Below are 21,393 nucleotides of genomic sequence, written 5' to 3' on the forward strand. Positions count from 1 at the left end.
AATGTCCGTACATTTAAATGTACGGACATTTGTTTATGTCTGGACATTGTGGCGGCATTTGAATATCCAACAAACTGCCGTAAACACGCATCTTATCATTATCAGATTTTCCAGGGGGATTTATGGCTTCGAATGTACTTGATTCTGTTCTGTTCAGGGACTCTTTCGGCACACCGGCGATGCGCGCTGTGTTTGACGATCGCGAGCTGGTGCGCAAATACGTGGAAGTGGAAGTGGCATTAGCCAAAGCCCAGGCACGCTGTGGTGTGATACCCGAGGCTGCGGCGCAGGAAATTGCAGAAAAATGTAATGCTGACACGCTCGATTTTGATTTATTGCGCCATGAAACCGAAATTGTGGGTTATCCGATCCTACCGCTGGTGCACCAGATTTCTAAACAGGCAGGCGAGTCCGGCGGTTATGTGCACTGGGGGGCCACCACTCAGGACATTATGGACACCGCAGTGGTTCTGCAAATTCGTGATGCTTTTGCGCTCATTGAGTCCGATATGGACAAACTCCGCGCCACGCTGGCCGATCTTTCACGCCGCTACCGTGATACGCCGATGGCCGGGAGAACCCATTTACAACAGGCTTTGCCCGTGACATTCGGCTACAAAGCGGCCATCTGGCTGGATATGTTTGAACGCCACGCGGAACGTCTTTCCCAGGCGCGTCCTCGTGTATTGGTCGGCGAATTTGCGGGAGCGGCCGGTACGCTGGCATCGCTGGGGGATAAAGGGCTGGCGGTACAAAAAGCGATGATGGAAGAGCTTGGGCTAAATGTCCCAACATCCACCTGGCACGTCGCGCGTGATGGTTTTGCCGAAGCGGTGAACCTGTTAGCGGTGATTACCGGGTCGCTGGGCAAGATTGCCTACGACGTAATGCTGCTGGCAGCAAATGAGTTTGGCGAACTGTATGAGCCGTTTGTTAAAGGGCGTGGCGCCAGCAGTACCATGCCGCAGAAACGCAACCCTATTTCCAGCGAGCTGATGCTGGCCTGTGCCAAAGGCGTTCGCCAACAGGCAGGGTTGATGCTTGATGCGATGGTGCAAGATCTGGAGCGTGCAACCGGGCCGTGGCATGCCGAATGGATTGCTATCCCAGAAAGTTTCGTGCTCAGCGCGGGGGCATTGCATCAGGCCAATTTTATGCTGGCGGGGCTGGTGGTCGATGAAGAGGCGATGAAACGTAACCTCGGCATGACTAATGGATTGATTGTGGCTGAAGCGGTCATGATGGGGTTGGCTCCGTATATTGGTCGTCAGGATGCACATGACGTGGTGTATGACGCCTGTCGTATCGTCAACGAACAAGGTGGACGATTGGCTGATGTGCTGAATGCGATGCCATCCGTTGCAGAAAGACTGGATCCGCAATTGATTGAAAAACTGACCGACCCGGCAAATTACCTGGGAATGGCTCCCGCGATGGTCGATCAGGTGCTGGCCAAATATATGTCGCAGAAATGAAGGTTCTCGGGCTAACGGAATAAGGATATTTTTATGTCAACGAATTCTGTCGCGGGAAAATCCATTCTGGCGTTCCTGATACCGCTGGCGATTGGGGGGATGATTTGGTTTTATCCCGTACCTGATGGTCTGACGCCTCAGGCCTGGCATATGTTTGCTATTTTTGCCGCGACCATTGCTGCTATTCTTACCCAACCGCTCCCTTCGGGGGCGGTAATGTTGATTGCGCTTTGTGTGGTGATTTTTACCAAGACATTGCCAGAGGCGAAAGCGCTGTCAGGGTTTGCGTCCGTTACAGTATGGCTCATCTTCTGCGCCTATGTTCTTTCTCTGGGGTTTGTCACCTCTGGGCTTGGGAAACGTATTGCGTATAAAATGTTATCGCTATTTGGCGGCAGTAGCCTAGGTATCGCCTACTCGCTGGGGGTATCCGATCTGATTATGGCTCCGGCAATGCCGTCAGTTACAGCCCGTTCTGGAGGGATTATTTTCCCTATCACTCGTTCAATCAATGACGTATTAGGCTCGGCTCCGGGAGTAACCGGCAAGCGTATTGGTGATTTTTTAACCATGGTGTGCTTTCAGTTTACGCCCATTACCGGGGCGATATTCCTCACCGGGATGGCGGCAAATCCGCTGGTGGCGAGTCTGGCTAAATCCTCATTAGGCGTCGAGATAACCTGGGGCGGGTGGTTTGTTTCCGCTGTTGTTCCTGCGATGGTCTGTTTCTGTTTGATGCCGCTTCTGGTCTATAAGTTGCTGGATCCTGAGCTTAAACGTACGCCAGAGGCAAAAGCGATGGGCAAGCAGGCGCTCGGTGAACTCGGTGCGATGAGCGGTAATGAGAAAAAGGTCGCGTTTGGCTTCGTGTTGGCATTGGTCGGCTGGGGCACCAGCTTAATCACGGGATTATCGGCAACCTCGGTTGGACTGGGATTGGCTGCTTATCTTTTCGCCTCTGGCGCAGTCAGCTGGAAAAGCCTGCTCAATGACCATGCAGCGTGGGACACGGTGATCTGGTTTAGCGTCATTATTAGCCTGGCAACCGGGCTTGCCGATCTGGGCTTTATTAAATGGATGACGATAAAACTGGGCAGCGGTATTCAGGGATTTGGCGCGATAGAGTCCTTTATTTTGCTGGGGATCCTCTATATTTACGTCCATTACCTCTTTGCGACCGCCACCGGCCACGTGGCTGCGCTGTATGCCCCTTTTGCGGCAACGGCGATCGCTGCGGGCGCACCGCCGATGATGGTCGCGATTTGCTTTGGTATCTTCAGTAATCTGATGTGGGGCAATACGGAATACGGTGGTGGACCTGGCCCTATCTATTTTGCCCAGGGTTATTTTGAACGCCCGCGCTTTTACAAAATCAACCTCTGTGTGGTGACGGCAAATGTCATTATCATTTTTGCCGTGGGTATGCTGTGGTGGAAGCTGCTGGGATACTATTAACCGACACGTTTATTCGGCCTGCAATGTACCTGACTGTAGGCCGTATAGGGTTCCCGGCAATTTAAGTCAACGCTGCGAAGCGCTTTCCAGAATGAGGGAAAAAGGTACATCCAGCGCCTGAAATGTGCCACAATAGTGGCTGTTTATACAGTATTTCAGGTTTTCTCATGGCACTTACGGCTGCGCTGAAAGCGCAAATCGCCGCCTGGTACAAGGCGCTTCAGGAACAGATCCCCGACTTTATCCCCCGGGCACCGCAGCGGCAGATGATTGCTGACGTCGCGAAAACGCTCTCCGGGGAAGAAGGGCGGCATCTGGCGATTGAAGCGCCGACTGGGGTGGGGAAAACCCTCTCCTATTTAATTCCGGGAATCGCCATTGCCCGTGAAGAACAAAAAACGCTGGTGGTTAGTACCGCCAACGTCGCTTTGCAGGATCAGATCTACAGCAAAGACCTGCCGTTACTGCGCAAAATTATTCCTGACCTGCGTTTTACCGCCGCGTTCGGTCGTGGGCGCTATGTCTGCCCGCGTAACTTAGCGGCGCTTGCCAGTACTGAACCCAATCAGCAGGATCTGCTGGCTTTTCTCGACGACGATCTGACGCCAAATAACCAGGAAGAACAAAAGCGCTGCGCCAGGCTGAAAGGCGACCTCGACACCTATAAATGGGACGGGCTGCGCGATCACACGGATATCGCTATTGATGACGGACTCTGGCAACGCCTGAGCACCGATAAGGCCAGCTGTCTGAATCGTAATTGTCATTATTATCGTGAATGTCCTTTTTTTGTCGCCCGCCGGGAGATTCAGGAAGCCGAAGTGGTGGTTGCCAACCATGCGCTGGTGATGGCCGCTATGGAAAGTGAAGCTGTTTTGCCGGAGCCGAAAAACCTGCTGCTGGTGCTTGATGAAGGACACCACTTGCCGGACGTTGCACGCGATGCGCTGGAGATGAGTGCGGAAATCAGCGCCCCCTGGTATCGACTACAGTTGGATCTGTTTTGTAAGTTAGTGGCAACCTGCCTGGAGCAGTTTCGCCCCAAAACCACGCCGCCGTTGGCAAATGCCGAGCGTCTGAACGGCCACTGCGAAGAACTGTATGAACTGATTTCATCGCTCAACAATATTCTTAATCTGTATATGCCCGCCACCCAGGAAGCAGAACACCGTTTTGCGATGGGGGAATTGCCAGCGGAAGTGATGGAGATTTGTCAGCGCCTGGCGAAGCTCACGGAAATGCTGCGCGGTCTGGCGGAACTGTTCCTCAACGATCTCAGCGAAAAAACCGGCACCCACGATATTGTGCGTCTGCATCGGGTTATTTTACAGATGAACCGGGCGCTGGGTATGTTCGAAGCGCAAAGCAAGCTGTGGCGGCTGGCCTCGCTGGCGCAGTCGTCAGGCGCTCCGGTGAGTAAATGGGCGACGCGTGAAGTGCGTGACGGGCAGATCCATGTCTGGTTCCACTGCGTGGGGATCCGCGTGAGCGATCAACTGGAAAGACTGCTGTGGCGCAGCGTACCACATATTATCGTTACCTCCGCCACGCTGCGATCGCTCAACAGCTTTTCGCGTCTACAGGAGATGAGCGGCCTGAAAGAAAAGGCCGGTGACCGCTTTGTCGCGCTGGATTCTCCGTTTAATCATGTTGAGCAAGGCAAAATTGTTATTCCGCAGATGCGCTACGAACCGTTGATAGAGAACGAAGAGCAGCATATTGCGGAAATGGCTGCCTATTTCCGCGAACAGCTGGAAAGCAAAAAGCATCAGGGCATGCTGGTGCTGTTTGCCAGCGGTCGGGCGATGCAGCGTTTTCTTGAGCATGTCGCCGATCTACGTCTGCTGTTGCTGGTCCAGGGCGATCAGCCGCGCTATCGTCTGGTGGAGCTACACCGCAAACGGGTACAAAACGGTGAGCGTAGCGTGCTGGTGGGTCTGCAATCTTTTGCCGAAGGTCTGGATTTGAAAGGCGACCTGCTGACGCAGGTGCATATTCATAAAATCGCCTTTCCGCCAATCGACAGCCCGGTAGTGATCACCGAGGGTGAATGGCTGAAAAGCCTGAATCGTTATCCTTTCGAAGTGCAGAGTTTACCGGCCGCATCGTTTAATTTAATCCAGCAGGTCGGGCGACTCATCCGTAGCCACGGCTGCTGGGGGGAAGTGGTTATTTATGACAAGCGTTTATTGACCAAAAACTACGGCAAGCGTTTACTGAATGCGTTACCCATATTTCCGATAGAGCAACCTGCTGTGCCAGACGTTATAGTAAAACCAAAAGAAAAAGCGAAACCCACGCGCCGCCGCAGGCGTTAACGATGTGAGCAACAGCAAGGAGTTATCGATGGATTACCGCAAAATCATCAAAGAGATTGGGCGAGGGAAAAATCACGCGCGTGACCTGGATAAGGATACTGCTCGCGGATTGTATACCCATATGCTGAACGGCGACGTACCGGAGCTTGAGATGGGCGGCGTACTGATTGCGCTACGTATTAAAGGCGAGGGTGAAGCGGAGATGCTGGGCTTTTACGAAGCGATGCAGAACCATACCATTCGCCTGACGCCGCCGGTTGCTAAACCCATGCCTATTGTTATTCCCAGCTATAATGGCGCACGCAAGCAGGCGAATCTGACTCCGTTGCTGGCAATTTTACTGCACAAGCTGGGCTTTCCGGTAGTGGTGCACGGCGTCAGTGAAGATCCAACCCGCGTGCTGACAGAAACCATTTTCGAACTGATGGGCATTACGCCAACGCGGCATGCGGGACAGGCACAGGCAAAACTCGATGGTCATGAGCCGGTGTTTATCCCGGTGAGCGCGCTGTGTCCTCCGCTGGAGAAACAGCTGGCGATGCGCTGGAGAATGGGTGTGCGTAACAGCGCGCATACGCTGGCTAAACTCGCTACGCCGTTTGCTGAAGATGCCGCGCTGCGTCTTTCCAGCGTGTCGCATCCGGAATACGTATCGCGCGTGGCGAAATTCTTTGGCGACATTGGTGGTCGCGGTTTGTTGATGCACGGTACCGAAGGCGAAGTGTATGCCAACCCGCAGCGCTGCCCGCAGATAAGCCTGATCGATTCATCCGGTGTGCGAGTGTTGCAGGAGCGTCAGAGTGAGATGCCCGACGAGCCGGTACCGCTGCCAGTGGCAAAAGATCCGGAAACTACCGCGCGCTGGATTGAACGTTGTCTGGCCGGTAACGAGCCTGTTCCGGCCTCGTTGAAAATACAGATGGCCTGCTGCCTGGTCGCAACCGGCGAATCTTCCTCGCTGGCTGAAGGTCTGGCTCGCGTCGGGCAAAGCTTCTAAATTCTTGTTTCCCCGACAGGCCATTTCCAGGCCTGTCGGTTCATTCTTTGCAACAACGTGAAATTTCTGCACGTTTATTGACCTCCTGACTGGCGTGGCGCAGCATAGTTTGTTGAAAAATAAGAAACACAACAAACACGCGACACAACAGGAGATAACAATGAACAGTGGACATCGCTTCCATGTGCCAACGCTGCAAGCCTTCATTCAGGCCGTTTTTCACCAGATGGGGAGTAACGAGCAGGAAGCGCGACTGGTGGCCGACCATCTGATTGCCTCTAACCTCGCCGGGCACGACTCCCACGGTATCGGCATGATCCCAAGCTATATTCGCTCCTTCTCGCAGGGACATCTGCAGATCAACCGTCATGCCAAAGTGGTAAAAGATGCGGGAGCGGTGATTACGCTTGATGGCGATTGCGCATTTGGTCAGGTGGCGGCGCACGAGGCAATGACGCTTGGGATTGAAAAAGCGCGCCAGTACGGTATCGCCGCCGTGGCGTTACACAATTCGCACCATATCGGACGCATTGGTTACTGGGCGGAACAATGTGCGGCGGCAGGTTTTGTCTCAGTACACTTTGTGAATGTGGTGGGTATCCCGATGGTCGCACCGTTCCACGGTCGCGATAGTCGTTTTGGCACCAACCCTTTCTGCGTCGTTTTTCCGCGTAAAAATACCTTCCCGCTGTTGCTGGACTATGCAACCAGCGCCATCGCCTTTGGCAAAACCCGTGTGGCATGGCATAAGGGGGAACCTGTGGCTCCGGGATGTCTGATTGATGCCGAGGGAGCGCCGACCACCGATCCTGCTGTGATGCAGGTCTCTCCGCTGGGTTCGTTGCTGACCTTCGCTCAACACAAGGGTTATGCGCTGGCGGCGATGTGCGAAATTATGGGCGGCGCGCTTTCTGGTGGTAAAACCACACATGAGGAGAGCCTGCAGACCAGTGCGGACGCCATCATTAACTGCATGACTACCATCATTATGAACCCGGAACTGTTCGGCGCGCCGGACTGCGATAACCAGGTCGCGGCATTTGCTGAGTGGGTAAAATCGTCCCCGCATGCCGATGACGCTCCGATCCTGTTGCCAGGGGAGTGGGAGGTGAATACTCGTGAGGAACGGCTGGAACAAGGTATTCCGCTGGATGCCGGAAGCTGGCAGGCAATTTGCGAAGCGGCGCGGCAAATAGGGATGTCCGACACCGTGTTACGAGAGTTTCGTCAACGGTTGGAACAGTAGGCAAAAAAAAGCCCGTCCAGTGGCGGACGGGCAAACAAAGGGTAACAAACAGGGTCAATGAGGGTTGGAGCATTGGGTCGTACAGGTAATCTTTCGGTTATTTATAGATAACCGCGGTGCCGCTCATTTTGTCGTTGCCGACAGCGGAGGTGATGTTGTAACCCGTTGCGCCGGCAGCGGCGGCTTTCTCAGCCAGTTTTGCTTCCAGACCATCCAGCGTGGTGGCGCCATCTGCAGAAACTACACCAATTTTATTCATGCTTTGTGCCTGAGTGGAGGAAACCGGCTCGGCAGCGAAAACGCCAAATGACAGGGTAGAAAGGGCGATGGCGGCAACGGCAAATTTGATATTTTTCATGATTAATCTCTCGCAGGTTTGTTCTGTTAGTCAGTGTTCTGGTAAGAAGACGTTGTTTCGTCGATGTGAGAAGTATCACGTTTTTTTATGCGAGAGAAAATCGAATAGAATTGACGGCATCAATCAAAAAAATTGAATGACAAATAACTTATTGAATATTAATAAATTCGAAAGAGGGATTTACAGTTCTTGTCATTGCGCTTTACAGAGAAAGCGGCAACGGCACATTTTGCTACACAGCATGCGAAAAAGCGTGCTCGTAAAGGAAATCGTCTGCGCTGAAACTTTTGGTAAAGATGAGTCAACGTAGCTGGCTGTCTTTCGAACCTCTGCGATTATATCCTGAAAATGCTAATTTATGTGAATCTTTATCCTGCTGGCAGGCGACGCATAAGCGTACGCCCGGAACCGCCTCACGTCTGGCCTGTGGGATAGGATTACCGCATTCTTCGCATTCATACAGACTTTCCCCGGTCGGTAATTCACCGCGGGCGCGGGCAACAGCATCTTCAATAGTATTGTTGATCTGCTCGTTAACTGCGTCGTCATTTGCCCATCCGGATGCCATATGTACCTCCTGTCATTGTCTACAGAATAAGTATAGCGAATATGATGGCTGAAAAACGACCACGCATCAGCGGTATCAGATTTCGGACCATTCGTGCAGGAAACTGCATTCGGGACGAATGCAGTTGGGCTGAGTAAAGTGGGTTACTTATAGATAGTGGCGCTGCCGTACATCTGGTTTTTACCGCCCGCAGAGTTAACGACAAAGCCTTTTGCGCCTTGCTCTTTTGCTTTCTCTGCCAGCTTGTCTTCGAGATCGCTCAGGTTAGAGGCTCCGGTAGCGAATACTGTACCGGAGGCCTGGAGCTGACCGGTTGCTGGGCTGGTGTTGGGCTGTGCGGCAAAGGACGCGAACGTCATACCGGTTAGTACGGTAGCAGCAAGTAATGTGAGGCATTTCTTCATGGTGATATCCTCTGAGAAACAACAGGTGGTGCCTGATAAGTTTAGGTCGCCTGCGGATGATATTTACCGCAAAAAATTGATGATGAATCGTCTATTTTTTGAACGATTTATTCGGCGTGAAACAGGCATAAAGAATCAAATTTCCTTGATGAGTGTGTTTACCGCGTGGCGTTATGCGGGTATCTTACGCCGCTGTTAAAAGGAGAATGCTATGTCCCCCCAGAAACCGGGATTACACCCACGCAACCGCCACAATGGCCGTTATGATCTTGCGACTTTATGCCAGGTTACCCCCGAGTTGACGCAATTTCTCATCCTCACGCCCGGCGGCGAGCAGAGCGTTAACTTCGCCAATCCGCAGGCAGTGAAGGCGCTCAATAAAGCACTGCTGGCGCATTTTTATGCGGTGAAAAACTGGGATATTCCAGACGGTTTTCTGTGCCCGCCAGTTCCTGGTCGTGCGGACTACATTCACCATCTGGCCGACCTGTTAGGTGAAACGACAGGAACCATTCCGGCAAATGCGAGCGTACTGGACGTGGGAGTAGGGGCCAACTGTATTTATCCGCTGATTGGCGTGCATGAATACGGCTGGCGATTCACCGGTAGCGAAACCGGTAGCGAAGCGTTTCACAGCGCTCAGGCGATCGTTAACGCCAATCCGGGGTTAACTCGCGCAATTCGTTTGCGCCGACAAAAAGATGCTGCGTCAATCTTCAACGGTATCATTCATAAAAACGAGCAGTATGAAGCTACTGTATGTAACCCGCCATTCCATGATTCTGCGGCCTCTGCGCGTGCCGGAAGCGAACGTAAGCGTCGTAATCTGGGTCAGGACAAAGATGATGCGCTGAACTTTGGCGGACAGCAGCAGGAGTTGTGGTGTGAAGGCGGCGAAGTGGCGTTCATCAAGAAAATGATCGCCGAAAGCCAGGCCTTTGGTCGGCAGGTGATGTGGTTTACCACGCTGGTTTCGCGCGGTGAGAATTTACCTCCGCTGTATCATGCATTAACGGATGCGGGCGCGGTGAAAGTGGTTAAAAAAGAGATGGCCCAGGGGCAAAAGCAGAGCCGCTTTATTGCCTGGACCTTTATGGATAACGATCAGCGTCGTCGTTTTATGGCGCGTAAGCGCTAAAGCGTTGGCTCCCCTGGCGGCAGTTGATCGCTTGCCGCCGACGGAGGGCCATTCACCGGTGCAGGCAAGACCTGATACGTCTGTACCGGGGCGCGTACGTTGGCCAGATCGAAATGTTTCTTCACCTGGCTGTCGAGCGCGAAACGTACGGTCCACTGTTTCAGCGGCAGGGTCGTAAATGAGACCCGTAGCGTGAAAGCCGTATTGGTTAACCCCACGATCCCGGCAAACGACGGCTCGCCGATAATAAGCCCGCGAATATCGTCCTTTTCCATCAGCTCAGCGACAGCGTCTTTCAACGCCTGATTGGCTTTATCCGCATCCTCATGACGATCGACATCGTAATTGGCGACGACCGAGCCAATGCCACGCACAAAGTTGGCGAAGGTGGTTATCGATGACCAGGGAATGATATGGTACGCCCCGGTATCCTGACGCACCCCCACAGAACGAATGGACATCCTTTCAACCGTACCGGTGAGTGGACCGATAGTGACTAAATCCCCGGTGTTCATACCATTTTCGAACTGAATGAAGATCCCGGTGATAATGTCTTTTACCAGCGTTTGCGAGCCAAAAGAGATCGCCAGCCCTAGCGCCCCGGCCCCGGCCAGCAAGGGGGCGATATTGACGCCAATTTCGGACAGCACAATCATGATGGTGATGGTGCTGATAATCACCGCCAGCGCATTGCGGAACAGCGTTAACAGCGTGCGGGTACGGGCACTGGGCAACGGGCGACCGTGAATATCGGAAGCCAGACGATTTTCAATCAGGCTGGCAAGGATCGTCCAGCCAATGGCGGAGAAGAAAAGAATCAGCGCGATACGAATCAGGATATCCACCGTTTTTTCTCCGGCGCCGTAATGCAGCCAGTTCCAGAAGTCGAACAATCCCCAGGCATTGAGCAGTAGCATCACCGCGACGCACACCGTAAGGATCCGGGCCACGCTTAACGCCGTCGACAGCCAGCCATTCAACCGTTTTTGTAATTCCGGATAGCTGCGCTGGGTATGTGGCGACAGGGTAATCGTTTTGGCTATCCAACGCGAAAGCATGCCGGAAACAAAGGCGGCAATGCCGATAATCACCAGGCTGCGTAACGTTGCGCCCATCATGAATTTCAGACTGTTGCCAGGGTCAAACAGCGAGAAGAAAAACAGCACAATGAAGTAAGCGCTGGCCAGCCAATGCCATACCAGCGCGAAGGCGCGAATAAACAGGCTGAAAAAGGCTAACGATCTTTCCGCCAGATTGAGCAAATGCTGTGTGATCTCTTTCTTATTTCTAAAAATAAGATACAGCGCCCATAGCGTGATACACAGCATGATGATGACGTTTGCCATCGCACCGACCTGCACGTTGACCTGATTTGAGATAATAGGAACAGCAACAATCAGTCCGTAACCAATCAGGCTGCTTAATGAACTCAAACGGCGATTCCAGTAGCGCGCACCGTCATCCTGAATGTTAAACGGGCGTAGCTCCGCTACCGTCGGGCAAAATATCAGACGTAAAATCGCCTTGAAGAACTCAATCAACGCAAAGGCATTGAGGAACAGGCTTTGCTGGAAAGCGATGGTGCGGCTCCCGGCGTTCATTCGATCGCTCAGAATCTGCCCTATAAACAACGTCAGCGCCAGCAGTAATAAATCGATAATAAATGCGCCGACGATCATTGCCGGAAGCTGTAGCCAGTTGCTGCGTTCGCGGTTTTTCCGTCGCGCCCATTGCCCCATTTTGCGATACAGCGGCAGCGCGCACAGGCGGATCAGCCAGTAAAACCCAAACACTGACGCTGCCAGCATTAAAAAATGGGTCAGGGCATTGGTGAAGGTTTGCGGGTTAAAGGTTTTATGCGGGGCGTCGGTGATGTTGCGGTAAAGCTGGGCAAATCGGTCGGAAAGAACTTCACTATAGTGACGACTGACATCTGTCACGTTTTCCAACACCGTTTTTTCTTCAGTTAGCGTGGGGGGGACAATTACAGGCACGGGCTCGGGAGGAGGCGTTGCCGCGACTTTGCGCAATTGACCGATCAACTCCTGGCGCGATGCTTCATTGTCCAGTACGTCAGCCAGCGCGGCGTAAGCGGCTTTCTTTTGCTCAACATCAGGCTCTTTTGCGGGGGTGGCTTGCGGGTCGGCTGAAGTCGAGGTTGTGACGCCGGGTATCGTCACCGCGTGAGACGGTATGCTCAGCAGACAAAAGAAGACCAACAGGATCCAGCGCATGACTCCTCCCATGAGAAAATAAATTCAAAAGGATAAGTATAGATGCCAGAGCGTAAGAGAATGGAAATGAGAGGATTCTGGTGAAAACCTCCCTTCGGGCGAAGGGAGGTCAACGCATCAGGAAACGTGCTGCAAGAATTCCTGTAAACGCTGGCTGGGTGGATTTTCAATCAGGGCTTGCGGATTACCGTCTTCGGCAATACGTCCCTTATCAATGAAAATCAGACGTGAGGCCACTTTTTCGGCAAAGCCGATCTCGTGGGTCACAATCACCATGGTCATCCCTTCTTCCGCCAGATCCTGCATGACTTTCAGAACTTCGTGGCGCAGTTCAGGGTCAAGCGCTGAGGTTGGTTCATCAAACAGCATCATTTTCGGCTTCACTGCCAGTGCACGGGCGATAGCCACACGCTGTTGTTGACCACCGGACAGTTCAGAAGGGTAGTGATGCGCACGCTCGGCCAGGCCGACCTTCGCCAGTAATTCTTTCGCCAACTTCTCTGCCTGTTCTTTATTCGCCCCGCGTACGCGCTGCGGTCCAAACATGACGTTTTCCAGCGCCGTCAGGTGGGGGAACAGGTAGAACTGCTGAAATACCATCCCGGCTTCCTGGCGAATTAACCGCTCATCGACCTTGGGATCGTTTACTTTCAGACCGTCGACGATCAGATCGCCAGAGGTTATCTCTTCCAGCTTGTTAATGCAGCGCAGCAGAGTAGATTTACCGGAACCGGACGGCCCGATGATGACCACGACTTCGCCCTGCTTAATGTTCAGATCAATATTGTGCAGCACCTGGGTAGGGCCAAAGTGCTTAGAAACGTTTTTAAATTCAATCACAGGATTTTCATCCTTCTTTCCAGACGACGCAGAATGAAGCTCAGCACCAGGGTAATGATCAGATAGAACACCGCAACGGCGCTCCAGATTTCCAGTGCGCGGAAGTTACCGGCAATGATTTCCTGCCCCTGACGGGTCAGTTCAGCGACGCCAATGACGATAAACAGCGAGGTATCTTTAATGCTGATGATCCACTGGTTGCCCAGCGGCGGCAGCATACGACGAAGTGCGAGAGGCAAAATAACGTGACGGATGGTCTCAGTGCGTGAAAGCCCAAGCGCCAGTCCGGCTTCGCTGAATCCTTTATGGATTGAGAGCACCGCACCGCGGGTGATTTCCGCAATATAGGCACCGGAGTTGATCATGATGGTGACAACGGCGGCGCTAAAGGGGTCAATACGTAAATCGTTAAACGCCATTGGCAGGGCGAAGTAGATAAACATCACTTGCACAACGATTGGTGTGCCACGAATGACTTCGATAAACACCAGCGCTACGTGGTTGGCTATCCAACCGCCGAAAGTACGTGCAAACCCTGCTGCAAGCCCGATTACCAGACCGCCAGCCAGACCAAGGATCGAGATCCATAAGGTCATTTTGGCGCCTTCAATTAGAAGCGGGATGGCGGGCCAGATGGCACTCCAGTCAAACTGCATATGTCGTTCCTGTTACCGTGGTGTAAAGATTCAAATGCCCGTTTTGCCAGATGTGCTGTGCTTATCCGGTTTACAGGTCTCAAAAATACTGGGAAAGGCCCGGTATGCATCGCGCCACCGGGCATCACTGCCAGTTATTATTTAGGTTCAGTACCGAACCATTTTTTGTAGATCTCGTTATATGTGCCGTTCTCTTTCAGCGTTTTCAGCGCGCCGTTCACTTTCTCACGCAGGTCATTGCTGCCTTTCGGGAAGGCGATACCGTATTGTTGAGCTTCCAGCGAGTCACCTACGGCTTTGAACTGGCCGTTACCCGCGGTTTTGATGAAATAAAGAATGTTTGGCGTGTCATGCAGCACGGCGTCTGCGCGGTTGGTGCCCAGTTCCATATAGGCGTTATCGATATTCGGGAACTGACGCAGGTCTTTGGTTTTGATATTAGCTTTAGCGTAATCAACGGAACCTGTGCCGCTCTTCACAGCAACGACTTTACCATCCAGGTCTTTCACGCTTTTAACGTCGTTATTATTCGCTTTGACCATCACTAACAGACCGCTTTTGTAGTAGCCGTCAGAGAAGTCGATCGCTTTTTTACGCTCGTCGGTGATGGTGATACCCGCCAGTGCCAGGTCGACGTTTTTGGTTTGCAGAGCCGGGATGATGCCGCTGAAATCCATTGGTTTCAGTTCATAATCCAGCTTCAATTCTTTGGCGACGGCAGCCCACAGATCCACATCAAATCCAACGTATTTGTCACCCTGTTTGAATTCGAACGGTACAAACGCGGTGTCAGTTGCGACAACCAGTTTCTTATCTGCGGCATGGGAGGACACCGCAAAAGCCAGGGTAAGTGCAGCCAGTGAAACTTTTAATACAGACTTCATAGGATTTCCTTTTATATCCACGGGGCGATCCCCTGCGAGAACATATGGCTTAATGAAAAAATCGTGCCACTTTTGCAACTCATTGTTTTAAAAAGAAGGTATTTCTTTTCTCTGCACAATAAGTTGGGCAAAGCGGAAAATCTGCACTATTTTGGGGCACCCATTTGGTGCGTACCTGACACGGTGCAAACGGTATGACTATTTAGCGTAAAAATTGTTGATAAAACAATCTTTCGTTAACGATTGTGTGAGGTGATTATTACAATTAATTTACTTTGGAGTGACGAATGATCAATGTTATGCACCATAAATGTGCAAAACCCCCGCCGGAGCGAGGGTTTTATAGGTAATTCTTATGTCTGCTGTTATTCAATGTTGGCTTCGATAAACCACAGGAATTTGTCGAGATCGCGTGACGCAGCGGTGAAGATATCCGCTGTATCTTCGTCTTTTGCTTCGCTAATGGCTTTACGTACGCTGTTGGCGACCACTGCATAACGATCGGCCAGTTCTTTTAAGTGGTCCTGCACGCTATGGATATCCAGCGGATAGCTTTTCAGTGGCGTTTTGCTGTTAATGACCTGGGTCGTACCCAGTGCCACACCGCCTAACTGTACGGCGCGCTCAGCCATGGTATCGAGATGATCGGTCAGGGCAGTACGGAAGCCATCCAGCATTTCATGGACAGCAATAAAGTTCGCGCCGCGCATGTTCCAGTGAGCCTGTTTAGTGATCAACGACAGGTCGATGAACTGGATCACTTGCTGATTCAGCAGTTCTACCGTGGCTTTCTTTTCGCTGTCTGTCACATCGTTGCGAGTATAAACGAGGGCGGATGCTTTTGTTTTTACCAGTTTTGCGGTACTCATATTTTCATATCCTCTTGATATTTATGTCCCAACTCTTCAACGGGAATAAGTATAGCGCTAATTTTGGATTTATTTTTCCGGTGTTACCTATTGCTTTAATAGTGAAGAGATGAATGGAAATAAAATAATTAATAAAATCATAGGTATACATGATTTCATTACAACGAAATGTTATTTTTATGTTAATGTAAAAAATTAAAAGAAATATGTGGGTGGGTACAAGATATTTATTAGAAAATTATCACGCAGATTAACAAGTGGATATTCTGCATGATTATGCAAACCATGCAGAATATTAAGGGGGTTAATTCACGTCAACTTGCTTAATTTGCGGTTCTTTGCGAATAGTGAGTGTAGAACCCATTGATGCGGCAATAATAGCCCCCAGGGCCAGCGTCTGGATAAGCGTTAACGTTTCACCGAGGAAGATCATTCCCGAAACCGCAGCCAGCGCGGGTTCCATGCTCATCAACGTACCAAAAGTACGCGTTGGCAGTCGCGTTAGTGCGATCATCTCTAATGAGTAGGGGAGCGCGGTGGAGAGTACGGCCACGGCCAGGCCCAACGGCAGTATTGACCAGTGCCACAGGGCATCGCCGGCCTGAATCGCGCCAATGGGAACAAAAATCAACGCAGCGATTAATGAACCCACCGCTACGGTTGCCGGACCGTGTTCTGCGCCGGCACGCTGGCCGGTGAGAATATAAACAGCCCAACAGGCGCCAGCTCCCAGCGCCAGCGCTGCGCCGGTTAAATCAACATGAGAAACGTCCTGGCCAAGCGGTAACAGGAACCAAAGCCCAAGAACGGCCAGGGCTACCCAAATAAAATCTACAGGGCGTCGGGATGAAAACAACGCCACTGCGAGCGGGCCGGTAAACTCCAGCGCCACGGCAATTCCCAGCGGGACGGTCTGAATAGACAGATAAAAGAGGTAGTTCATCCCGCCAAGAGACAGACCATAAAACAGCAGCGGCAGGCGCTGTTCTTTAGCAAAACGTAAACGCCAGGGTTTAAAGAAGGCGATAAGGATGAGTGTGCCCAGCGCGAGGCGCAGCGCGGTAACACCAGGTGCACCGACGAGTGGGAACAGCGATTTTGCCAGTGATGCACCGCTTTGAATGGAAGACATAGCAATGAGTAAAACCAAAATAGGTAACCAAACTGGCGCTTTACGTAACGACCCCGGCATCCTTTCTCCTGACAAATGATGGTTACATCTCTTCATCTGCGCGGCGTTGCGACGCGGATGGCAAAATGTATAGAAAAGTAAAACAGCGAGTGTAATGGAAATACACTCAACTGGTTGAGTATTGGTTGAAAAAAAAATTCTTCAGATCCGTACAATGGTACGAAATTGGTGGATTAATAATCTGCGTGATTAGGAATTATCTGGATGAATGTGTCGTATTGTGCGCGCAATAATGGCTCATTAACTTAAAAAAGTGGTGTAAATTGAAAGGTATAGCTGGTTTGTGAAATGTTTTGTTACATGAAAGAGCCCGTTAGACACCGCGAATCGCAAAGAGTTTCCCATCAATTTTTGTTATATTTAAAACTTAGGATTTACTTGAAGCACATTTGAGGTGGTTATGAAAAAAATTGCATGTCTTTCAGCACTGGCCGCTGTTCTGGCTTTCTCCGCAGGTACTGCTGTAGCTGCTACTTCTACCGTTACTGGTGGTTACGCTCAGAGTGATGCTCAGGGCGCAGCGAACAAAATGAACGGTTTCAACCTGAAGTATCGCTACGAGCAGGACAACAACCCGCTGGGTGTAATCGGTTCCTTCACTTACACTGAAAAAGACCGTACCGATGCTTCTGGCGACTACAACAAAACCCAGTACTACGGCATCACTGCGGGTCCGGCTTACCGTCTGAACGACTGGGCAAGCATCTACGGTGTAGTGGGTGTTGGTTACGGTAAATTCCAGAACGCAGCATCTCCGGCTGACAACCACACCACCAGCGACTACGGTTTCTCTTACGGTGCTGGTCTGCAGTTCAACCCGATCGAAAACGTTGCTCTGGACTTCTCCTATGAGCAGAGCCGTATTCGTAGCGTTGACGTTGGCACCTGGATCGCTGGCGTGGGTTACCGCTTCTAATCACTTCGGTGATATAAAAAATCCGCCTTTTGAGGCGGATTTTTTTTGCGTGTAATTTAGATATTAACGAGATTTGGTCTCAAAGATATCGGTACCCAAATGGTTGTAATCCACCTTCTGCAGTTTGAAGTTGGTGATATACACTGGCCCGGCCTTTTTCTCTGAGATAAAACGGTAGCTGTTGGTAATTTCCTTCGCGCTGATCCCCGTCCATTGAGAGAAAAAGCTAAGAAAATCATTCGCAGAGCGACGGGCTTTTATCACCCGATGGGCTTTATCATCGCTCGACAGCACCATAAAAGGTACCTGGAAATTCTGCTGGAAACGGTCGTCATGCGCCAGGTACTGCACCTCTTTTCCCCGCTCTTTAAAAGCGAGGCCATGATCGGAGAAATAGACCATCGAGAAGCTGGTACCGCTGTTGCGTAATTGCTCGTAAAGCTGGCGCAGCAGGTCATCCGTCTGCGTCATGGTGTACAGATAGCAAGATGTCTCCTTTGACTGGACGAAGGTCTCGTATTTTCCTTGCGTACGGTCGCAGGCCTGCGGATGTGAACCCATTAAATGCAGCACGATGAGCTGCGGCTGAGTGCGCTCGGTGGCCAGCACCTGGGCAGTCATCTTCAACAGTTCTTCGTCACGGGTATTTTTATCCGCTTCGAAATCACCGTTTTTGAGGAAGTGCACTTCATCAGCTCGTTTTGCGATACTGGCGATAGCCGTATCGTATTCACCAATCTGCCCCTGATTGGAAAACCACCACGTCTGGAATCCCGCGCGGTTGGCCAGAGTGACAAAGTTATCCTGGAACTGGGGTTTATTATCAACGACCCGATTAAGCGTTAAGCCAAGCGATTTTTGCGTTGAACCGCTTGCGGCAATGTAATCTGCGAACAGATAGCCGTTAACGGAACTGGCAAACGGGGTGTTGTCCCAGTGACCGCCAAACGCGCCTAATGCATCGCGGCGGGCGCTTTCACCAATGACCACGACATAGGTGTGATACTTTGGCTTCACGGCGGTTACCGTCCAGCTGTCTTTCACACTCGACAGCTTCGCCATGCGCTCCTGTTCATCGAGCACTTCGTTATTATTGACGATCACGTCTTTGGCAAAGCGGAAAACAGGATAACCGGTGTCCTTAAGCTTGAACACGCCGCCCCAGGCCAGGTTTTGTACCGGGGTAACAAAAAACGCGACGACGCTAAATAACAAACACAGGCTGTCGTATTTATTCCAGCTGCGCTTTTGCGCTTCTTTTTTACGGCGTACGGCGATAATGCCGAGGGCAAAAATAAATACCCCAACCAGATAATTGTACCAGGGGAAGATGGTCAGGATCTCGGTGGACTCTTCCATATTGGTTGAATGCAGCGCCAGCAACGTATTGAAGTTAGGCGAACCATAAGCCTGACCAAACGGAAAGTACATTGCCGCAATAAGTGAGCAAATGCCAATCAGCACTTTCTGCGCGCGCGGGGCGCTGCGCCACAGCAGCATTAATATACAGGTGAAAGCAACGCTGTAGAGCAAGCTAAGCGGATAGCCCAACGCCAGGTTGATCAACATAGACTGTAAGAAATAGAGGCCAGTCCACGGACTAATGGCCCGGCTACGAGCAATGATTGAATCTTTGAGGGTTAAATTCATACGCCACTAATGCAAAAACGCCATGTGCTTACCCTGGCGTTAAGGGTCATTGCCTGCCTGAGAGAGCGAGAAGAGGGATAGGGTCCGCATCCGCGAGCCGCAATATACGCAGGGCTGCGAAAAGATAGAGTGTGCATGAGAGAAGGTCAACTACTACAAGGAAATTGTTTTGCGAGAGAGGTGGCAAAACTGACAAAAAGAAGGGTTATTGGGACGAAACCACTACTGTACCCCGGATGACAGCAGGGAAAGGAAGCGGCGTACCGCGACGCCGCATTATTTTCCTGAAGGTTTATCCTGCTCTGGTTTGCTGTTGATCATGTCACACAGCATAGAGATCAGCATCAACCGTACTTTAAAGGGAGAGTGGCTAAACACGCGTATACACCTCTTAAATTCATTCATATAAACCTCCTGACTTCACGATCCCATCGGTCCTTGAGGGATGTCTTTATTATATACAGATATAGCACAGGCTATATTATATAGCTATTGCTAAAACGTTAATTTTTTGTGCCCACGCAACTCTGGTTTACAATGAGCGCTCTCTAATCAGATGCCGTTAACGCGTCACAGTAACGAGGAAGCAGAATGAGTCGTCGCGCAGGTATGCCAACAACAAAAAAAGTGACGCAATTGGTGAATGTCGAAGAACACGTTGAAGGATTTCGTCAGGTCCGGGAGGCGCATCGCCGCGAGCTGATTGATGACTACGTAGAGCTGATTTCCGATCTCATTATTGAGGTGGGTGAAGCGCGCCAGGTGGATATGGCTGCCCGACTCGGGGTTTCCCAGCCGACGGTTGCCAAAATGTTGAAGCGCCTTGCTTCAGTCGGGTTGATTGAAATGATCCCCTGGCGCGGGGTGTTTTTAACCGCAGAAGGCGAACGCCTGGCCCAGGAGAGCCGGGAGCGTCATCAGATTGTGGAAAATTTCCTGTTGATGTTAGGTATCAGCCCGGAAATTGCCCGCCGTGACGCTGAGGGAATGGAGCACCATGTCAGTAAGGAAACGCTGGAGGCTTTTAGCCGTTTTACGCAACAGCAAGGATCTGGCTCTGAATGAGTTTTCCTTTACTACGCGCCTTGCAGCGCGATCGTTTTTTCCAGCTGTTAATCATCGTCGGGGTTGTACTGAGCGTGTTCACGCCATTTACGCCCCGCTCCTGGCCTGGAGCGATTGACTGGCACACCATTATTACCCTTAGCGGCCTGATGTTACTGACCAAAGGCGTTGAATTAAGCGGTTACTTCGATGTGTTAGGGCGCAAGATGACCCGCCGCTTTCACACTGAACGCCAACTGGCGATATTTATGGTGCTGGCGGCGGCGCTACTGTCGACGTTTCTGACCAACGATGTTGCGTTGTTTATTGTTGTCCCGCTGACCATCACCCTGAAAAAATTGTGCGCCATTCCGGTAAATCGTCTGATTATCTTTGAGGCGCTGGCGGTAAACGCTGGATCGTTGCTTACGCCAATAGGCAATCCGCAAAATATCCTGATGTGGGGGCGCTCCGGGTTGTCATTTACCGCGTTTACCTGGCAAATGGCGCCGCTCGCGGGTGCCATGATGCTGACGCTGGTGGTGCTGTGCTGGTTCAGTTTCCCGAACAAAGCATTGCACTATCATACCGGGACGCGCGCGCCGGACTGGCAACCACGCCTGGTGTGGAGCTGTCTGGCGCTGTATATCATCTTTCTGACGGCGCTGGAGTTAAAACAAGAGTTGTGGGGCCTGGCGATTGTGGCGGCGGGATTCATGGTTCTGGCGCGTCGCGTCATCCTCAGCGTGGACTGGACGCTGCTGCTGGTGTTTATGGCGATGTTCATTGATGTGCATTTGCTGACGCAGCTACCGGCATTGCAGGGGATAACCCACCAGATTGGCACGCTCTCTGCGCCGGGTCTTTGGTTGACGGCCATTGGCCTGTCGCAGTTTATCAGTAATGTGCCCAGTACAATTTTGTTGCTGAACTACGTTCCGCCGACGCTGTTGCTGGCTTGGGCAGTTAATGTGGGCGGCTTCGGGCTGCTGCCGGGATCGCTGGCAAATCTTATTGCTTTACGCATGGCAAACGACCGACGGATTTGGTGGCGTTTTCATTGGTATTCGCTGCCGATGCTGATATGGGCGGGACTGGTAGGGTATGGTTTGCTGCAGGTGATGTGAGGATTATGCCCGATGGCGAACG

Annotated in this window: 20 protein-coding genes; 9 read left to right on the forward strand and 11 right to left on the reverse strand. The window is 51.6% G+C overall.

The genetic code is table 11. From position 1 onward, the window contains the following. The first annotated feature begins 122 nt into the window (after positions 1 to 122). The 5 genes from FDX14_RS07140 (at position 123) to FDX14_RS07160 (ending at position 7,491) form a co-directional block, all read left to right on the forward strand. Positions 123 to 1,475 carry a class-II fumarase/aspartase family protein gene (locus FDX14_RS07140; protein ID WP_061381908.1) on the forward strand — a complete coding sequence of 451 codons (1,353 nt, stop codon included), beginning with the start codon at positions 123 to 125 and terminating at the stop codon, positions 1,473 to 1,475. Between the two features lie 33 nt (positions 1,476 to 1,508). Further along, positions 1,509 to 2,930 (forward strand): DASS family sodium-coupled anion symporter, encoded by a 1,422-nt coding sequence (locus FDX14_RS07145; protein WP_137349271.1) that lies wholly within the window; start codon positions 1,509 to 1,511, stop codon positions 2,928 to 2,930. 167 nt (positions 2,931 to 3,097) lie between these two features. Then, complete coding sequence (gene dinG, locus FDX14_RS07150; RefSeq protein ID WP_038639097.1) at positions 3,098 to 5,248, forward strand: ATP-dependent DNA helicase DinG; 2,151 nt, start codon at positions 3,098 to 3,100, stop codon at positions 5,246 to 5,248. A gap of 28 nt (positions 5,249 to 5,276) precedes the next feature. Next, positions 5,277 to 6,245 carry a DNA-binding protein YbiB gene (gene ybiB / locus FDX14_RS07155; RefSeq protein WP_061381906.1) on the forward strand — a complete coding sequence of 323 codons (969 nt, stop codon included), beginning with the start codon at positions 5,277 to 5,279 and terminating at the stop codon, positions 6,243 to 6,245. 160 nt (positions 6,246 to 6,405) lie between these two features. Further along, positions 6,406 to 7,491 carry a malate/lactate/ureidoglycolate dehydrogenase gene (locus FDX14_RS07160; protein WP_137349272.1) on the forward strand — a complete coding sequence of 362 codons (1,086 nt, stop codon included), beginning with the start codon at positions 6,406 to 6,408 and terminating at the stop codon, positions 7,489 to 7,491. A 97-nt stretch (positions 7,492 to 7,588) separates the two neighbouring features. Here FDX14_RS07160 and ybiJ read toward each other — a convergent pair whose 3' ends face one another. From ybiJ to mcbA, 3 genes are all read right to left on the reverse strand, one after another. Then, positions 7,589 to 7,849 (reverse strand): DUF1471 family protein YbiJ, encoded by a 261-nt coding sequence (ybiJ, locus tag FDX14_RS07165; RefSeq protein WP_006685371.1) that lies wholly within the window; start codon positions 7,847 to 7,849, stop codon positions 7,589 to 7,591. Between the two features lie 301 nt (positions 7,850 to 8,150). Then, complete coding sequence (locus FDX14_RS07170) at positions 8,151 to 8,417, reverse strand: DksA/TraR family C4-type zinc finger protein (protein ID WP_042309595.1); 267 nt, start codon at positions 8,415 to 8,417, stop codon at positions 8,151 to 8,153. A gap of 143 nt (positions 8,418 to 8,560) precedes the next feature. After that, positions 8,561 to 8,821 carry a DUF1471 family periplasmic protein McbA gene (gene mcbA, locus FDX14_RS07175; RefSeq protein WP_006685368.1) on the reverse strand — a complete coding sequence of 87 codons (261 nt, stop codon included), beginning with the start codon at positions 8,819 to 8,821 and terminating at the stop codon, positions 8,561 to 8,563. Positions 8,822 to 9,032: 211 nt separating this feature from the next. Between mcbA and rlmF the strand changes: the two genes are divergently transcribed. Next, positions 9,033 to 9,959: a 23S rRNA (adenine(1618)-N(6))-methyltransferase RlmF gene (gene rlmF, locus FDX14_RS07180; RefSeq protein ID WP_137349273.1), complete on the forward strand. Its 927-nt coding sequence runs from the start codon at positions 9,033 to 9,035 to the stop codon at positions 9,957 to 9,959. Here rlmF and ybiO read toward each other — a convergent pair. The 6 genes from ybiO to rhtA all read right to left on the reverse strand — a co-directional run bounded on the left by ybiO (position 9,956) and on the right by rhtA (position 16,634). Then, positions 9,956 to 12,193 carry a mechanosensitive channel protein gene (gene ybiO, locus FDX14_RS07185; RefSeq protein WP_079224874.1) on the reverse strand — a complete coding sequence of 746 codons (2,238 nt, stop codon included), beginning with the start codon at positions 12,191 to 12,193 and terminating at the stop codon, positions 9,956 to 9,958. The genes rlmF and ybiO overlap by 4 nt on opposite strands. Before the next feature lie 117 nt (positions 12,194 to 12,310). Then, positions 12,311 to 13,033: a glutamine ABC transporter ATP-binding protein GlnQ gene (glnQ, locus tag FDX14_RS07190; protein WP_042309588.1), complete on the reverse strand. Its 723-nt coding sequence runs from the start codon at positions 13,031 to 13,033 to the stop codon at positions 12,311 to 12,313. Continuing rightward, positions 13,030 to 13,689: a glutamine ABC transporter permease GlnP gene (gene glnP, locus FDX14_RS07195; protein WP_006685364.1), complete on the reverse strand. Its 660-nt coding sequence runs from the start codon at positions 13,687 to 13,689 to the stop codon at positions 13,030 to 13,032. The genes glnQ and glnP overlap by 4 nt, the downstream gene beginning before the upstream one ends. Before the next feature lie 137 nt (positions 13,690 to 13,826). Further along, positions 13,827 to 14,573, reverse strand: coding sequence for a glutamine ABC transporter substrate-binding protein GlnH (glnH, locus tag FDX14_RS07200; protein WP_038639115.1), 747 nt, complete (start codon positions 14,571 to 14,573; stop codon positions 13,827 to 13,829). A gap of 365 nt (positions 14,574 to 14,938) precedes the next feature. After that, positions 14,939 to 15,442: a DNA starvation/stationary phase protection protein Dps gene (gene dps, locus FDX14_RS07205; protein ID WP_038639118.1), complete on the reverse strand. Its 504-nt coding sequence runs from the start codon at positions 15,440 to 15,442 to the stop codon at positions 14,939 to 14,941. Positions 15,443 to 15,746: 304 nt separating this feature from the next. Beyond that, positions 15,747 to 16,634, reverse strand: coding sequence for a threonine/homoserine exporter RhtA (rhtA, locus tag FDX14_RS07210; RefSeq protein WP_042309586.1), 888 nt, complete (start codon positions 16,632 to 16,634; stop codon positions 15,747 to 15,749). 400 nt (positions 16,635 to 17,034) lie between these two features. On the opposite strand from rhtA, the gene ompX reads away from it, so the two are divergent. Next, positions 17,035 to 17,550 (forward strand): outer membrane protein OmpX, encoded by a 516-nt coding sequence (gene ompX / locus FDX14_RS07215; protein ID WP_003035257.1) that lies wholly within the window; start codon positions 17,035 to 17,037, stop codon positions 17,548 to 17,550. A 63-nt stretch (positions 17,551 to 17,613) separates the two neighbouring features. On the opposite strand, the gene FDX14_RS07220 is transcribed toward ompX, so the two are convergent. Beyond that, on the reverse strand, positions 17,614 to 19,200 hold the full coding sequence (locus FDX14_RS07220; RefSeq protein ID WP_137349274.1) for a phosphoethanolamine transferase: 1,587 nt from the start codon (positions 19,198 to 19,200) through the stop codon (positions 17,614 to 17,616). 276 nt (positions 19,201 to 19,476) lie between these two features. Then, complete coding sequence (gene mntS, locus FDX14_RS07225; protein WP_042309581.1) at positions 19,477 to 19,605, reverse strand: manganase accumulation protein MntS; 129 nt, start codon at positions 19,603 to 19,605, stop codon at positions 19,477 to 19,479. A 186-nt stretch (positions 19,606 to 19,791) separates the two neighbouring features. Between mntS and mntR the strand changes: the two genes are divergently transcribed. Then, positions 19,792 to 20,265 carry a manganese-binding transcriptional regulator MntR gene (mntR, locus tag FDX14_RS07230; protein ID WP_042309579.1) on the forward strand — a complete coding sequence of 158 codons (474 nt, stop codon included), beginning with the start codon at positions 19,792 to 19,794 and terminating at the stop codon, positions 20,263 to 20,265. After that, positions 20,262 to 21,371, forward strand: a complete 1,110-nt coding sequence (locus FDX14_RS07235; RefSeq protein ID WP_079224870.1) for an anion transporter — start codon at positions 20,262 to 20,264, stop codon at positions 21,369 to 21,371. The genes mntR and FDX14_RS07235 overlap by 4 nt, the downstream gene beginning before the upstream one ends. Positions 21,372 to 21,393 lie beyond the last annotated feature (22 nt).

The sequence above is a fragment of the Citrobacter sp. wls710 genome (assembly GCF_005281115.1).
In the GTDB taxonomy this organism is placed as follows: Bacteria; Pseudomonadota; Gammaproteobacteria; order Enterobacterales; family Enterobacteriaceae; genus Citrobacter; species Citrobacter werkmanii.

Bases quoted from the DNA above. Each gene is read 5' to 3' on its own strand.
- FDX14_RS07140 (WP_061381908.1), top strand. From the start codon at position 123: ATGGCTTCGAATGTACTTGATTCTGTTCTGTTCAGGGACTCTTTCGGC.
- FDX14_RS07145 (WP_137349271.1), top strand. From the start codon at position 1,509: ATGTCAACGAATTCTGTCGCGGGAAAATCCATTCTGGCGTTCCTGATA.
- dinG (WP_038639097.1), top strand. From the start codon at position 3,098: ATGGCACTTACGGCTGCGCTGAAAGCGCAAATCGCCGCCTGGTACAAG.
- ybiB (WP_061381906.1), top strand. From the start codon at position 5,277: ATGGATTACCGCAAAATCATCAAAGAGATTGGGCGAGGGAAAAATCAC.
- FDX14_RS07160 (WP_137349272.1), top strand. From the start codon at position 6,406: ATGAACAGTGGACATCGCTTCCATGTGCCAACGCTGCAAGCCTTCATT.
- ybiJ (WP_006685371.1), bottom strand. From the start codon at position 7,849: ATGAAAAATATCAAATTTGCCGTTGCCGCCATCGCCCTTTCTACCCTG.
- FDX14_RS07170 (WP_042309595.1), bottom strand. From the start codon at position 8,417: ATGGCATCCGGATGGGCAAATGACGACGCAGTTAACGAGCAGATCAAC.
- mcbA (WP_006685368.1), bottom strand. From the start codon at position 8,821: ATGAAGAAATGCCTCACATTACTTGCTGCTACCGTACTAACCGGTATG.
- rlmF (WP_137349273.1), top strand. From the start codon at position 9,033: ATGTCCCCCCAGAAACCGGGATTACACCCACGCAACCGCCACAATGGC.
- ybiO (WP_079224874.1), bottom strand. From the start codon at position 12,193: ATGCGCTGGATCCTGTTGGTCTTCTTTTGTCTGCTGAGCATACCGTCT.
- glnP (WP_006685364.1), bottom strand. From the start codon at position 13,689: ATGCAGTTTGACTGGAGTGCCATCTGGCCCGCCATCCCGCTTCTAATT.
- glnH (WP_038639115.1), bottom strand. From the start codon at position 14,573: ATGAAGTCTGTATTAAAAGTTTCACTGGCTGCACTTACCCTGGCTTTT.
- dps (WP_038639118.1), bottom strand. From the start codon at position 15,442: ATGAGTACCGCAAAACTGGTAAAAACAAAAGCATCCGCCCTCGTTTAT.
- rhtA (WP_042309586.1), bottom strand. From the start codon at position 16,634: ATGCCGGGGTCGTTACGTAAAGCGCCAGTTTGGTTACCTATTTTGGTT.
- ompX (WP_003035257.1), top strand. From the start codon at position 17,035: ATGAAAAAAATTGCATGTCTTTCAGCACTGGCCGCTGTTCTGGCTTTC.
- FDX14_RS07220 (WP_137349274.1), bottom strand. From the start codon at position 19,200: ATGAATTTAACCCTCAAAGATTCAATCATTGCTCGTAGCCGGGCCATT.
- mntS (WP_042309581.1), bottom strand. From the start codon at position 19,605: ATGAATGAATTTAAGAGGTGTATACGCGTGTTTAGCCACTCTCCCTTT.
- mntR (WP_042309579.1), top strand. From the start codon at position 19,792: ATGAGTCGTCGCGCAGGTATGCCAACAACAAAAAAAGTGACGCAATTG.
- FDX14_RS07235 (WP_079224870.1), top strand. From the start codon at position 20,262: ATGAGTTTTCCTTTACTACGCGCCTTGCAGCGCGATCGTTTTTTCCAG.